Genomic DNA, 13,218 nt, shown 5'->3' on the forward strand with positions numbered 1-13,218 from the left:
GTTGATTAAATGTCTATTCAGAAAATTTGATGTTTTTACTGATCTTTGAATAATGCAATGGTATAATCAAGCAATTTCTGATCTCCGTATTCACCATGGCCAGGAACAACAATTTTTACATGAGGATATTCCTTTTTCACTTTTTCAACAGTATTAGACCAGGTTTTAACATTCGCATCACCTAAATACCCTTTTCCGGCTTCCAATTCTTTTAGCAGGCAGCCTCCAAACAGAATATTTTCACTTGGGAAATATCCTACAGTGTTATCTTTTGTATGGCCTTCTCCGAAAAATTTTGTAATCGTTTTTTCAGTGCCTACTTTTAAAATCAATGAATCGTTGAAGCTGTTTTGAGGAACGACAAAATTATTTTTTTTGGTTAATTCAATGGTTTTAATGTACGAATACGAAGGAATATTATGGTTATGAAATGCCTGTAAGCCACCTGCGCTGTCATCATGAAAATGAGTCGGGATCACCGCGTTAATTTTTGAATGAAGCGTTTTGTTGATCCATTGTATGAGTTCTTCTGAACTTTTATCATTTATTGGAGTATCAAATACAATGGATTCACTGCCGTTTTTTACAATCAGTCCATTGCAGGGAACATTTCCGAAGTCATTGGTCTGTTTAAAAGAAGTATGGATAAAAGAATTCTCTGAAATATGAGTGATGACGAGGTTTTCAGATTTGTAAATTTCCTTAGCCTTAAAGTTATTTTTATGTTGAGAATGGCAGCTCAAGATGATGAAAGAAAATAAGATAACGAATATACTTTTCATGATTCTGATTGCTTTTTTATCTGTAGATGAAATTACAAAATATCTGTAAATGAATATGATGAAGTATTTTTATTTTTTTTCAACCCAATTCATAAATTCATCAAAGACGCTCATCCACATATCCTTTGGTTCTTCATCAGGGTTAGAAGGAACGGTCTCAAATCCATGATCATAATCCGGATATATTCTGTAGGTTAGATTTTTCTTGTGCTTTCTGATAAATTCCGATTTGATAATTAGTGATGATTCAATAGGTACGGCCTGATCTTGGGTTCCAATTGCTGCAAAAATGGGAATGTTCACCTTTAATAAGTTTTCAACGGCAGGTTCTGAAAATTCATGCCATCTTTTATAAGTGTTGCCCATCCAGAATTGATTGATATCATTCGGGTGAGCTTCTATATCATTCAGTTTTTGATAAAGACTGTCCAGTTTCATGGTCGCCATTTTTTCATCAATTTTCTTTTCACTGACTTCCTTTCTTATCATCAGAGCAAAATCATTGTATTGACTGTTTCCGCTTCCGGACCAGAAGCCGATATGCGTTAATTTTTTATTAACGGTTCCCAATTTTGCGACTACATCACTTCCCTCAGAATGTCCAATGGCTACTATGTTTTTAGGTGTTTTTATCTTTTTACTAAAGTCGTTAAGTACATTGTCATATTGCCAGACCCTATAATTCAGGGATTCATTTTCATAAAAACATTTCGATGGATGATAGTCCTGGTTAATGGTTACAAAAGGAACGCATTTTTTAGCCACCACAATAAAAGCATAATCTTTTGGAAGTTTCTCCAGATCAAAAGGGATTGTGGAAACTACCGATGTGCTTTTATTTTCTTTAGTCACATTAAACATTGGAAAGGCTCCTGATCCCTGTATAAATAACAGAATTCCTGTTGTGTTACTGATTTCATTCTGAGAATAAACATAATAATTGATCGTATCATTCTTTTTGAAGATGGAATGATGCTTAAAATGTTCATAAGATGGAATGCTCTGTGAGAAGCTCCATTGAAAAAGGAAAAACAGAATTACGAATAATATTTTTCTCATAGTCTTTTGCTGATGGATATTAGTGTTTCATGTAAAAATATGAATTTTTAAACAATTTAGTTTACAATGAAAATGAAAGGTGAAAATGACTTACAAAAAAGGAATTTTACAGACTAAAAAAAAGTTATCCACATAAAATTATCAACATTTATTTTTGAATGTGGATAATTTTATGTGGATAATATATTCTATTTAATTTATTGCTTTTTAGTGTTTTGTATATTGTTTTCAAGTCTTTTTAAAAAGTTATCCACATTGTAAAAATAGTGATTTGAGGATTGTGGAAAAGTTATCCACATGTTTTGTTAGCATTTTGATAAACCATGAAAACCCTAGCGGATAGGATTAATCCGCATGCCTTTGAATAGCCTTAAAAACAAAAAAATCTACAAACTTTCTATGAATTTTTCGTAGCCACTTTTTTCCAACAGGTCTTTAGCGCTTAAGTGATAAACATCTTTCCATGAATCTGGACCATTTTTTTCAACATACTTTTCAATAATCCTGAATCCCAGCCAATAATTCATAGATTTTGGAGCCTCCGGAAAAAGTTTCAGCTTATCATTTCTCAGTAATGGATTATTTCCTGAGTTATCGTCAAAATAAGGCTTTAATTTTGTGAAGATTTGTTTTTCATTGTTGATATACCAGTTCCAATTCTCTTCTGACATATTTTCAACGGCTTCATACTTTTCCATTTTTCGGGTAAAGAAGACATAAGTGAAATAACACGCAAACCCTTCATCTATTGTCTGGCTTAAAGCAGATCCGCCATTGCTGTCAGTATTTCTGAAATGTTCATATACCAGATGATTTAATTCATGGGGAAGAGCCTTTTCAAGAGAATATAGGATATTAACATCTTTATTGTTGAGTTCTAATGCAAATTGTTCGGCGTTGCATCCACCAAATGAAATTCCGGTAATAGGAGTGAATATTAAACTTATTTTGGCCTTAGGTTTATAGGGAACCAACTTATTGAATTGGCTAAGGGTTTTCTGAAAATGTTTTTTAAGGTTAATACTTAAAATAATATTGGCCTTATTTTCAAACTCCTGCTTATTTTTTTCATACAACGACTTGTTCCAGGCAATCATGCCTTTAGGATTGTTGAAAAGATGAGCATTTTCATCCCCGAAAATGACCCCATAGCAGCTGTCCCATAATTTTTTATGAGGCAGGTAAACATTTGTAACGATCCTTGCAGAATCATATTGTTGATTTTTATGGGCAAGAAGCTGATGCTTGAACAGGTTTTTAATGACAATATTTTCAACCTTCACACTATCGGCAACTTTTTCTAATCTATTATAGTCAAATTTTTTATTCGCAACAGCGGATGGTGTTCTTGTAGAGCAAGAAAGCATGACAAATGCTGATAAAAACAGGATACTATTTTTCATTGAAAAAAACTTCAGATGATTATTGTATAGGTGTTAAAGCTTTTGAGTTTCTGGTAATCACCACATATTGGAAATAATCCAGAGTATGGGTGTTTTTTTGTGGATTGAAGCTTTCTCCAAACATTCTGGATTTTACAGAGATTAATTTATCAGCCTGTTGATAAGGAGAATTGTTACTGTTAAGTTTGAATAATGTCATAGAATTAGGTTTTGCAAATTCTTTGAAATCATTAATTCCTTTTACCAGCATGAATGGTCCATCAGCATTAATCCAATCTATTTTCTCATCCTCGGGAGTAGGGAACTGTGGATTTTTTGGAAGATACATTTCACTGTCTAAAGGATAGCTTACAATACTTGATGTTTTAAAACCAGAGTTTTTAAGTTCTTCCGCAAAAGGCTTCTTATCTTTTTTTACGCCATGCTGAAGTACATGATAAAATCCGAAAAGTCCATAGAATTTCTCATGTTCAATGTGCTGTTTTTTTACTGCGTTTTTAAAGTTTACGATCATGGCTGAATCTCTGGAAATTTTACGGGAGTTTTCATTGAAATCTGTATCAACCCCAATTACGGATATTTTTAAAGAGTCTTTTAGCGTTTGATTATAGTCGTAGATGCTATTCCACTTGTCCATTAATTCTTTACTGGATTGTTGTGGAATTCTTTTCTTCACAGCCAATACAACTTCTTTAAGCAGATTCTGATCTTTTGTTTTTCCATGAAGGAAAACATTCAGCTTGTTAGAATGAATGCTGTCCATTTCGGCAATATAGTATTTAACACCTTCTTTTTGATTTAAAAACTTCAATACATTAAGATCTAATTTCTGATTGTCTGCATATCCATGAATTTCGCCCAAAAGAAAAACCTGAGAATTATAGAAATTATCATCAAATAATTTACCGTCTATTTTATCATCAACAGTAATATGATTATTTTTCAGATAGTCTGTAAACTCAGAATCCTTTCCACCAATAAAGATTTTATTACTGATCAATATATACAGAATGGAAATTAAAATGATAGCAAATACAGTAAGTAAAAAGTATTTGAAGAATTTAAAAAGTTTTTTCATGGTTTATTTTTGGACTAAAATATTATAAAAAATGAATTGGAAGAAATTTTATTCCCCCAATCGTTGAATTTTCTATCCGAATGGTATTTCTGAAAGATAGACCACGAAAAAATAGAGTCAGATTAACTTACGATGTATTATTCATTAAGTTTTTCATGGGCGTAACAGGATATGAGCCCAAAAAGTTGTCCCATTTTATTAATTTTTAAAGATCAAAAGGTCTATTCTTTGTCTTTGTAAATATTCCAGAAGTTGAAATCCGTCATAGGAGCATCGGTGATTCCTACGTTGCGGCCCATTGTTACAATTTGTCCTCTATGGTAGGTTCCGTGAAGAATTACGTGTTGGATATATTCATATTTTGAAAAATCACATTGAAACCATTGGGATTCTATTTTTACATTTTTAGTGAGATCTTCCTCAGATAAACCTTCCACATAATCCACCAGCTTTTGAGAATTATTTTTTAAGTTTCTGAAGACTTCTTCTTTACTGGTTTCAGCAGTGGTTTTGGCAAAATCGAAATCATTGTTTTCAGAAATATGGCTCCACCAATATTCCTGGCTCTGCCAAATGTGGTGCAGGGTTTTTAAAATAGTAGGAAAGCTGGAAATAACTTCCTGATTAAGCTGTTCATCAGATTTTGTAGATAGCCAGTCAATGTATTTATTGACTACCCAATTGTTGTACTGAACGGTTTTGCTGATTAAAGTTTTTAAGCTCATAATATTAATATTTTGTAGTGTAAACTGGAAATTCAAAGTCCAAAGTGGCGGTTATGATTGGAGTTTTCAGGGTTGATGAGGGCTTTGTTGCTATAAGTAGCAGCTTCAAATTCGGTGATATTCACGGAGAGAAAAGAAATATCAGGAAGTAATACTGTAAGCTGGGTAGAAATCTGTGTGGAAAGATCTGCTTTTTGTTTTGTGCTGCGGCCTTCCATAATGTATCCAAAGACATGCAGAAAATTGTTCTTATTTTTTCCCAATCGGTAATACTGATAAGGTTGCAGTCTTACTTTAATGTCATTCACAGCAAACAAACCCGTTGACTCAGCCACATGATATACCGCGTCCATGATTTCATCCGGAGTTTTTTGTTGAAGAATATCCTGCGAGCATTCTATGATAAAATGAGGCATAAACGTTTGTGATATGATTTTTGTCATGTAAAAATAAGAAAAATATGAATCTCTATTTCAAATAAAAACCGCTCAAAAATAGAACGGTTTATATGTTATTTTGTTGAAAATATTCTATATCCATTTAGTAATATTCAACCTTTCTTTCCGTAACTGTATCAATTTCACCATCGCTAAAATCTGTTCTTTTTATCCAGTTTCCTATTTTGTCATATACATATTCTGATGAATCTTTATACTCTGTACTTCCGTCATTATTATATTTTGTTATTTCTACAGGATGATTTCTTTCATTATACTTAAAAATTACTTTAAATTCTAAATCCTTTGCATCAGGTCCTCCATATTCAGACTTTTCCAGCAGATTATCTTTTTTATCAAATTTTTTTATAGTTTTTGATTTTAGCTTTCCAGCAGAATCAAGTAATTTTTCTTCTGTTATTTTTTGGTTAGCACTATCTTTAATGCTTATGATTGAACGGAGTTTTCCATCTTGTAGGGTTTTTGTACCCACTAGCTGATTGGCGTTATTATAGGTGTTGATTATTTTTTCGGAATAAGTGATATTTATACTTTTATTTTCCACCTTTGTATCGATTTCTTTTCCATCTTTAGAATAGCCATAGGTGACTTTCATTATTTCATTATTGTCTGGATCAAACATTTTAGCCTCCTTTATCTTATTGTTTTGATCATAAGAAATGGAGGTAGTGGAGGCCGCTTTATCAAATGTTCCATGGGAATAAGCGTGAATAATATATCCATTTTCATTATAGCTGGTTTCTGATGCCTCTTTTATCGATTTAGACAGGCCGTCCCCAAGATACATAATCTCTTTAATCTTTTTTACTTTCCCCGCCAGTTTGTGTAATGCCCAATCATTTTTGGATTGGTTAGAACTATTTTGTCCCTTACATGAAAGAACTAAGAATGTAATAATGAAAACAGATAGAATGTTTTTCATAGTATGTACCTTTTTTTTATAAATTCTCATAATAAGTGTTTTTAATTCTCTTAATTTAGAAATATTATTTTGTTTACATATTGAATTTTTTCATAAATCTTTAAAAATGTAGTAGTTCTACGATTTGTATAATAAATGAATAAGCCTGAATGATATCATTCAGGCTTATTCAATAGAATTATTACAGTTGTTTTTTACAAAACAGATTTTTTAATACTATACTGGGGTTTTATAGGATCAGACATATCCAAAACAATATCATACTGGCCATCTTCGGCTATTGGAAAATCATAGGCATTAAGAGCAATGGTTTTTCCATCATTATTTAAGCCAAGGTTATATCCCCAATCATTATCAACTCTGAATTTCAGGTTTCCTTTTTTCAAGTGGAAATTTTTGAGAAAATAGAGTGTTGGATTTTTTTGATCTACTTGTAATGGAGTATCTTTTCCGTCCCAGCCGCCTGGAGTGGCGTTTCCAATGATTCCCCAAAGATAATTAGAAGCTTTTCTTGTTCCTGTTTTTACATTTCCATCGCGGAACTTAACTGTTAATGAATTGATTTTTCCTGTTTCGTCCGGCTTAAAAGTAAAAGTGATATTTTCATCAAATTGAAATAATGTATTGCTAACTGGGAATAATGAACATACTGGATATCCTTTTTCCCTGAAAAGAACCTGTCCGTCCACAACCGTTACATAAAAATCAGTAGCTCCTGTAGAGTAAATTCCTTCCAGGTTTTTTAATTGTTGTGGATTAATTTTTACGATTGTAGGAATTTTATAAGGCTTGTTGTAGAGTATATTTTCAATCTTTGGAATAATAGTATCTGTGTATGATAAATCAGAATTTGACATTACAATAAGACAGATGTCATCTTCCAATATTCTATAATACCTGCTTCGGTAACCTGGGCCGCCGCCATCATGACCAACTCTTTTTTTTCCGTCAGCAAGCGTGACGTTACTCCCCAACCCGTAATGGTCATTAAGATAAGGGGTAAACATTTTTTCAATGGTTTCCTTTTTAAGAATGGAATTATTTTTAAAAGATTCATTGAATTTGAGAAGATCCTCAACGGTAGAATACATGGCTCCCGCAGCAAAAGGGTGATCAGTTTTAAAACGTAAAGCTTCGTTGGAAGTATTAGGCGATAAAAACTCATATCCGAAAGCCTTGTTAGTATCAGTAACCGTATTAAAATTAAAACCAGTATGATTCATTTGCAGAGGTTTTAGAATATAGCTGTCAATAGCTTTTTCATAGTCTGTTCCGGTTACTTTTTTGATGATATATCCCAGAATATAATATCCGGAATTGGAATAATCCCATTGTTTACCCGGAGAAAAATTCAAAGGTTTTGCCGCAATGAACTTCATAAATGTCTCTTCATTGATGGTGTTTTCTGAGTCTGTATCATTAGGGATTCCGGAGGTATGGGAAAGAAGATTGGCTATCGTAATGCTATCTCCTTTGGGAAAGTTCGGATAATATTTGGAAAGTTTGTCATTAATAGATAATTTTCCTTCCTCTTCCAGCTTCAGAATAACTGTGGCTGTGAACATTTTTGTGGTGGAGAAAATTCGGTAAAGGCTATTATTGGTGTTTTTTTCTTTTTTAGGACCGTTTCTATAGCCATAACTTTTTTCAAAAATAATTTTTCCTTTTTCAGCAACAAGAACAGTACCGCTGAATTGGTCTGCTTTGTCATAAGCTCCTAATAATTGGTCCAGTTGTTTTGCCTTTTGTGAAAAAAGAGGATGGGCTGCCAAGAGTATAATGAGGCAGGCTAAAATAGTTCTCATGTAATTTTTATTATAAGACAATTGAACGCAACATAGTATTACACTCGGTTGTAAGAAAAATAAGAGTTATTTTTTTGTGGTTGGGTTTAATAGTTCAAAGCACAGATGATCAACAGATTCATTGATTGAAGCAACATTGGAAAGAATAATGACAGCTGTTTTATTCTCCATATCAAGGGTCAGTGAAGAAGAATAACCGCCGGTTCCACCATTGTGAAACAGGACTTCCTTATTGTTTTTGGTGGTAATAATATGCCAGCCTAAACCGATTTTTGTTTTATCATTAACGGTAAACGTGGGTTTTCTGGTTAAAGCTAATTCTTTATTTTTAGGATTAAACTGTGCCTGAACAAATTTTACAAGGTCTCCGGTTGTAGATAAAATTCCACCAGCTCCGAAAAGGACATCCCAATCCCAGTTGGAAGCCAGATCTCCATTGATGTTATGACCTTTGATAAGCGTTTCATCCAGATTCCGGGAAGTGGTAAAAGACTGACTCATTCCATATTGATCAAAAACTGTTTTTTGCAATAACTTCTGAAATGTAGTTTTTTGTGACAGCCCCAGAGTATATCCTAATAATCCTACGCCCAGATTAGAATAAGAAAAATTTTTAGAGATTGTATGATCAATGGTCATTAAATTTTTAAGATAATCCTCAAGTTCTTGTGTGTGATATCCCTGATAAGGATTATTTAAATTTAATAAATTAAGATTTTGAGGTAACCTAGGAAGTCCGGAGGTATGATTCGCAAGTTCTTCAAAGCTAATCTTTCTATTCTCTTTAAAAGGAAATGAATAATATGAATTAATATGATCTGTAAGCTTTATCTTGTTAGATTCTACCAGAGACGCAAGAACAGTAGATGTAAATACTTTTGAAATAGAACCAATTTCAAAGATCTTATTTTGATTTTCAATGGGCTTTATCGAGTCATGCTCTTTTATAATACCATAATAATTTGTTTTTCCATTTTGAATCACTGCAATGGAAAGCTGAGTATTTTCAGGAAATTTGGCTGCCGTAGCATAAATGGCTTCTGCTATTTCTTTTGGATAAGAGCTAAGTACATTGATTATTTTCTTCGGGTCTTCATAAGGTTTAATAAATAGACCATTGATTTTATTTTGAGAATCTAATGAAATATTAACCACCAGAATTCCTTTTTCAAATTGCGTTTTATAAGCGGCATACGTTGACTGTTGATAGCCTGTAAATTCTGTACTTTTCACATTTCCCAACTGATTCTTCAGGTCAGACAAAAACTGTTTATTCTTTTCAATGGGCAATGATTGTTTCATTTCGGAGGAAAAGCTGTTGAAAATTTCATCATATTTTCCGGTATTGAAGTTCTTCTGAAATTGTTCAAAACTAATGGTATAGTTTTCCGTTTGAGCATTTAGGTTGCTGCTTAAGATCATTAAAATCAAGATATAAAATAGCCTTTTCATGGGAATCGTTTTAGAGGTCTAATATAAATCTTAATGACTTAGAATTACAAAAAAATATAAACTTTATTTAGCACATTTAGTAGGTTTAATCTTTAGCCTTAAGTGTAGTTTTTTTTCGGTAAGAAATAATATCATTGATTTCAAAAGCTTTTTTTGGATAGGCAAATCCATTCTTAATTTCGAAATAGGGTGATGGATAATATATTTTTTGACAGTCTTTATCACATGACCCTAATTCTGCTTTTATTGTGTAGCTTTTATTGATATTTATTGTTTTAAATTTCTTCCATTGTTTCAAGTTATTATTGGGAAAGATAAAACTTAATATACCAACCCATTTTCCATTAATTTTATACACAGGATCATACATGTATTTTTGATGGAAAAAATTGCCATTTTTATTTTTAGAAATATAGAGGATTACATTTTCATATTTTTCAAAACCAGGACGGTCATAATGATCATAGGCATTGAATTCAACATTTTCTTTTATCAGATGATTCTTTAAATTTTTAATTACTAAATATATACAATGAAATGCATTGTCCATGATATAAGATTGATGTGTAACAGTTAAGGTATCTCCTGTTTCTGGATCTAATTCTTTTGTTTTGCTTTTTTCCTGCTGTAGATTAGGGTTAAACTCTTTAACACTTATTTTCTTACCAATGAAAATGTATAGTTTTTTGTTTTCTATTGATCTTTGGGAAAAACAGAAAGCTGAAATAGAAATAGAAATAGTTAAAAAGAATTTAATGTACATGTGTTGGGTTATTTAAACTTCTTTGTTTTTAAATTAATAAGATAAATCATGAAAATTTCGATCATCCACCAAAATGGAATTTTAAAGAGGATATATAAAACATTGAATCCATCTACAATTTCAAATTTATGATGAACATTATTAAGTTCAATCTCACAGGAAAGAATGGGAATGATAATAAATAAAAAAAATCCAAAAATGATTTTATTTATTTTAGTCCATTTGATTATTCTTTTTTTGATAAATAAATAGAGAATAAAATTAATTATAATTAGAATTAAAAAGTCTGAATAATTGAACAGTGCAAAGGGGGCTGCTGGCTCTTTAAAAATATTTTTCATGGTTTAAAACTATTTGAATTAATTCCATATTTTTTTTATTTTACCAATGATTTCATCTGCGTTTTCTTTTGTAACCCAGTTAATAATTCTTATTTCACCATCCTTATTCATCAATACGACAGAATAAGTAGCATCTACCCATGAAAAATGATAGCGGGTACCTAACTGAGTCTTTTCTATTCTAAAGTCTATCGTCTGAATATCTTTAATTTCCTGTTTCAGGAATGTTTTTGAACTAGTAAATAATTTATTTTTATATCTTACCCTTATAGAGTCAGGCTTAATACTGATAACGGTCTTTCCAAAGGTATTCCAGAGCCAGAAATATAAGAAAAGGGTGAAAAATGCTGCAAAAGGAATTACTTTAGTGATATAGCTGAATATAGATAAGAAATAAGTTTCTTCTATGGACATCAAAGGCATTAGAATTAAAATGATAAAAAGACATACTATTAATGCTAAGCCCATGATAAGGGTTATCAACCAATTGGTTCTGGTTTTTATTTCAATGATAACTGGCATTTTTCAAATCTTTTTCGAAAATTAATGCAAACAGAGAAACTATCGATGTGGCTAAAAAGTCTGTTATAACTTTTCAAAATATTTCCCTTTAAACTGATACCTAATCTTCTTGGTTGTGACCTTAGAATCTGCCTGTATTAAAGGAATACTGTAGATTTTATTTTGAGAATCATACGTAATCTCATAATCTCTTCCTTCATAATTTCTATTGGCTGAAGCAGTAAGATCTACTTCATAGCTCAATTGATTTTTGATACCGCTTTGGGTTTTGATGAGTTGAGCTTTATCATTCAACTGCCCATTATCAATAGAAAAAACTTTTATAGCATGATAACTCATGCCGGTACTTAGAATCGCTTTACTTTGGGTAAGGTAATATTTTTTGTTTTCTGAAATAATATCGTTGATCTGGTAATAATAACATCCCGGATCACCTTCACCCTGGCTCTCTACTGCTTTAGAATATACTTTTTTATCTGCTTCATATTGGTACACATTCTTAAAGAAATGCATGGTTCCGCCTGTCCATGTATCCCATGAATAAATTCGGAATTTACCATCTTCTGAAGTGGCAACAGAGAGTCCGATTTTCGCTAAAGATTTAAAATCATAGTGGAGAGTCTGAGGATGAGAAGATGTATATCTGACTAATAAATTTTCAAATTTTGTGTTGGCAGAAGCTAAAGAATCATAAGACTTTTCATGATCTCTGCCTTCGGAAGACCAGTAATCAATTTTTTGAAACGCATCATTCAGTTGTTTTTCAATAGTAGATATATTTTGGCCGAATAAAAAATGGGCGGGGAGTAAAAATAGAAATCCGAGTATATTCTTTGTTTTCATGGTATGAGTTTTAATAGGATTAAAAAGTTAAAAATCTAGCTTCAGCTGCTATTTTCTACATTTCAGCTGAAATACGTTTCCTTCAGGATCTGTGCCGTCACATAACCAGAAATTGTAGTTTTCAAAAGTTTTAATAGCTCTCATCTCAACTTTTTTTGACAGTAGTTCATTTCTTGCTGATTCAATATCTGTATCCACTTCAAAAACAAGCTTGGTATTGTTGTCAAATTGGTAACCGGTTTCTATTTTTTCAAGATACTGATCTCCTATTTTATGAAGCCCAATGTTTACAGAACCTACATTCATTAAAACCCATACAGCATCTTCTTCAATGACTTTAAAATTAAAATTTTCAACATAAAAATTTTTGAGCAGACTGATATTTTGAACATACAGAATGATGGAGTCTAATTTTATATTCATGGCTAACGAAAATGTTTTAGTTGATGATTACAAATTAGGGATGATAGATAAGTTGTACAACTCCAGATTTAAAGACATTCGTTTCAACAAGTTTTAAATTTAACCTATCTTTTAAATCTTCAAAAAGAGGCTTCCCGTTTCCTAAAGCAACCGGATGCACAGAGATTCTATAAACATCAATCAGATTATTTTGAATAAAAGTTTTAATAAGACTTGCTCCACCATACAGCCAGATATCTTTTCCACCTTGTTTTTTTATGTCTGAAACTTTTTCTATAAGATCAGAGTGGATGAAGGTGGCCCTCTCATCTTCGCGGTTTTGGCTTGAAAACACGAATTTCTTCTTTGCATGAATGGTTTTCCAGAATTCCAGGTCTTCTGGAGCTGCATTTTCATCAGGCTGATAATTTCCCCATGCATCATAACTTACCCTTCCGTAGAAAATAGTATCGATTCCTGAGATAAAACCATCAAAATCCATATCATCATCCATAATGCACCAATCGATTTCTCCGTTGGGTCCTTCAATAAATCCGTCTAGGGTTGTTGCCAGGTCTAATATGATTTTTTTCATGTTTAAAAGGGAATGATATGGTTATTGATATTTAAAATTTAAGAGAAAGGTAAGTATATTTTACCTGT

Annotated in this window: 15 protein-coding genes; all 15 read right to left on the bottom strand. The window is 32.0% G+C overall.

The window, feature by feature from the left end; translation table 11 throughout:
* Positions 1–35: 35 nt before the first annotated feature.
* The 15 genes from blaCHM to BLS98_RS18705 all read right to left on the bottom strand — a co-directional run bounded on the left by blaCHM (position 36) and on the right by BLS98_RS18705 (position 13,150).
* On the bottom strand, positions 36–782 hold the full coding sequence (gene blaCHM / locus BLS98_RS18635; RefSeq protein WP_089738268.1) for a CHM family subclass B1 metallo-beta-lactamase: 747 nt from the start codon (positions 780–782) through the stop codon (positions 36–38).
* A 69-nt stretch (positions 783–851) separates the two neighbouring features.
* Complete coding sequence (locus BLS98_RS18640) at positions 852–1,841, bottom strand: dienelactone hydrolase family protein (RefSeq protein WP_089738270.1); 990 nt, start codon at positions 1,839–1,841, stop codon at positions 852–854.
* 386 nt (positions 1,842–2,227) lie between these two features.
* Complete coding sequence (locus BLS98_RS18645; protein WP_228425387.1) at positions 2,228–3,244, bottom strand: DUF2268 domain-containing putative Zn-dependent protease; 1,017 nt, start codon at positions 3,242–3,244, stop codon at positions 2,228–2,230.
* A 19-nt stretch (positions 3,245–3,263) separates the two neighbouring features.
* Positions 3,264–4,322: a hypothetical protein gene (locus BLS98_RS18650; RefSeq protein ID WP_089738274.1), complete on the bottom strand. Its 1,059-nt coding sequence runs from the start codon at positions 4,320–4,322 to the stop codon at positions 3,264–3,266.
* Positions 4,323–4,543: 221 nt separating this feature from the next.
* The gene (locus BLS98_RS18655; protein WP_089738276.1) at positions 4,544–5,047 is read right to left on the bottom strand and encodes a DinB family protein; all 504 of its coding nucleotides are present in this window, start codon (positions 5,045–5,047) and stop codon (positions 4,544–4,546) included.
* Between the two features lie 32 nt (positions 5,048–5,079).
* A complete protein-coding gene (locus BLS98_RS18660; RefSeq protein WP_228425385.1) occupies positions 5,080–5,490 on the bottom strand; it encodes a 5-carboxymethyl-2-hydroxymuconate Delta-isomerase in 411 nt (136 codons plus the stop codon).
* A gap of 97 nt (positions 5,491–5,587) precedes the next feature.
* Positions 5,588–6,427, bottom strand: coding sequence for a hypothetical protein (locus tag BLS98_RS18665; protein ID WP_111994839.1), 840 nt, complete (start codon positions 6,425–6,427; stop codon positions 5,588–5,590).
* Positions 6,428–6,621: 194 nt separating this feature from the next.
* A complete protein-coding gene (locus tag BLS98_RS18670) occupies positions 6,622–8,232 on the bottom strand; it encodes a serine hydrolase (protein WP_089738281.1) in 1,611 nt (536 codons plus the stop codon).
* Positions 8,233–8,298: 66 nt separating this feature from the next.
* Entirely contained in the window at positions 8,299–9,684 is a 1,386-nt protein-coding gene (locus tag BLS98_RS18675; protein WP_089738282.1) for a serine hydrolase, read from the bottom strand.
* An 85-nt stretch (positions 9,685–9,769) separates the two neighbouring features.
* On the bottom strand, positions 9,770–10,447 hold the full coding sequence (locus BLS98_RS18680; RefSeq protein WP_089738284.1) for a hypothetical protein: 678 nt from the start codon (positions 10,445–10,447) through the stop codon (positions 9,770–9,772).
* An 8-nt stretch (positions 10,448–10,455) separates the two neighbouring features.
* On the bottom strand, positions 10,456–10,788 hold the full coding sequence (locus BLS98_RS18685; RefSeq protein WP_089738286.1) for a hypothetical protein: 333 nt from the start codon (positions 10,786–10,788) through the stop codon (positions 10,456–10,458).
* Between the two features lie 18 nt (positions 10,789–10,806).
* Positions 10,807–11,310, bottom strand: coding sequence for a hypothetical protein (locus tag BLS98_RS18690; RefSeq protein WP_089738287.1), 504 nt, complete (start codon positions 11,308–11,310; stop codon positions 10,807–10,809).
* A gap of 63 nt (positions 11,311–11,373) precedes the next feature.
* A complete protein-coding gene (locus BLS98_RS18695; RefSeq protein ID WP_089738289.1) occupies positions 11,374–12,153 on the bottom strand; it encodes a hypothetical protein in 780 nt (259 codons plus the stop codon).
* 48 nt (positions 12,154–12,201) lie between these two features.
* Positions 12,202–12,576 (bottom strand): VOC family protein, encoded by a 375-nt coding sequence (locus BLS98_RS18700; RefSeq protein ID WP_089738291.1) that lies wholly within the window; start codon positions 12,574–12,576, stop codon positions 12,202–12,204.
* Positions 12,577–12,610: 34 nt separating this feature from the next.
* A complete protein-coding gene (locus tag BLS98_RS18705; RefSeq protein ID WP_089738293.1) occupies positions 12,611–13,150 on the bottom strand; it encodes a dihydrofolate reductase family protein in 540 nt (179 codons plus the stop codon).
* Positions 13,151–13,218: the final 68 nt, after the last annotated feature.

The organism is Chryseobacterium jejuense (assembly GCF_900100075.1).
Classification (GTDB): Bacteria; Bacteroidota; Bacteroidia; order Flavobacteriales; family Weeksellaceae; genus Chryseobacterium; species Chryseobacterium jejuense.

Excerpts from the sequence above, each read along its gene's own strand:
- BLS98_RS18695 (WP_089738289.1), bottom strand. The coding sequence starts at position 12,153 with ATGAAAACAAAGAATATACTCGGATTTCTATTTTTACTCCCCGCCCAT.
- BLS98_RS18645 (WP_228425387.1), bottom strand. The coding sequence starts at position 3,244 with ATGAAAAATAGTATCCTGTTTTTATCAGCATTTGTCATGCTTTCTTGC.
- BLS98_RS18655 (WP_089738276.1), bottom strand. The coding sequence starts at position 5,047 with ATGAGCTTAAAAACTTTAATCAGCAAAACCGTTCAGTACAACAATTGG.
- BLS98_RS18640 (WP_089738270.1), bottom strand. The coding sequence starts at position 1,841 with ATGAGAAAAATATTATTCGTAATTCTGTTTTTCCTTTTTCAATGGAGC.
- BLS98_RS18665 (WP_111994839.1), bottom strand. The coding sequence starts at position 6,427 with ATGAAAAACATTCTATCTGTTTTCATTATTACATTCTTAGTTCTTTCA.
- blaCHM (WP_089738268.1), bottom strand. The coding sequence starts at position 782 with ATGAAAAGTATATTCGTTATCTTATTTTCTTTCATCATCTTGAGCTGC.
- BLS98_RS18660 (WP_228425385.1), bottom strand. The coding sequence starts at position 5,490 with ATGACAAAAATCATATCACAAACGTTTATGCCTCATTTTATCATAGAA.
- BLS98_RS18650 (WP_089738274.1), bottom strand. The coding sequence starts at position 4,322 with ATGAAAAAACTTTTTAAATTCTTCAAATACTTTTTACTTACTGTATTT.
- BLS98_RS18675 (WP_089738282.1), bottom strand. The coding sequence starts at position 9,684 with ATGAAAAGGCTATTTTATATCTTGATTTTAATGATCTTAAGCAGCAAC.
- BLS98_RS18700 (WP_089738291.1), bottom strand. The coding sequence starts at position 12,576 with ATGAATATAAAATTAGACTCCATCATTCTGTATGTTCAAAATATCAGT.
- BLS98_RS18690 (WP_089738287.1), bottom strand. The coding sequence starts at position 11,310 with ATGCCAGTTATCATTGAAATAAAAACCAGAACCAATTGGTTGATAACC.
- BLS98_RS18705 (WP_089738293.1), bottom strand. The coding sequence starts at position 13,150 with ATGAAAAAAATCATATTAGACCTGGCAACAACCCTAGACGGATTTATT.
- BLS98_RS18680 (WP_089738284.1), bottom strand. The coding sequence starts at position 10,447 with ATGTACATTAAATTCTTTTTAACTATTTCTATTTCTATTTCAGCTTTC.
- BLS98_RS18670 (WP_089738281.1), bottom strand. The coding sequence starts at position 8,232 with ATGAGAACTATTTTAGCCTGCCTCATTATACTCTTGGCAGCCCATCCT.
- BLS98_RS18685 (WP_089738286.1), bottom strand. The coding sequence starts at position 10,788 with ATGAAAAATATTTTTAAAGAGCCAGCAGCCCCCTTTGCACTGTTCAAT.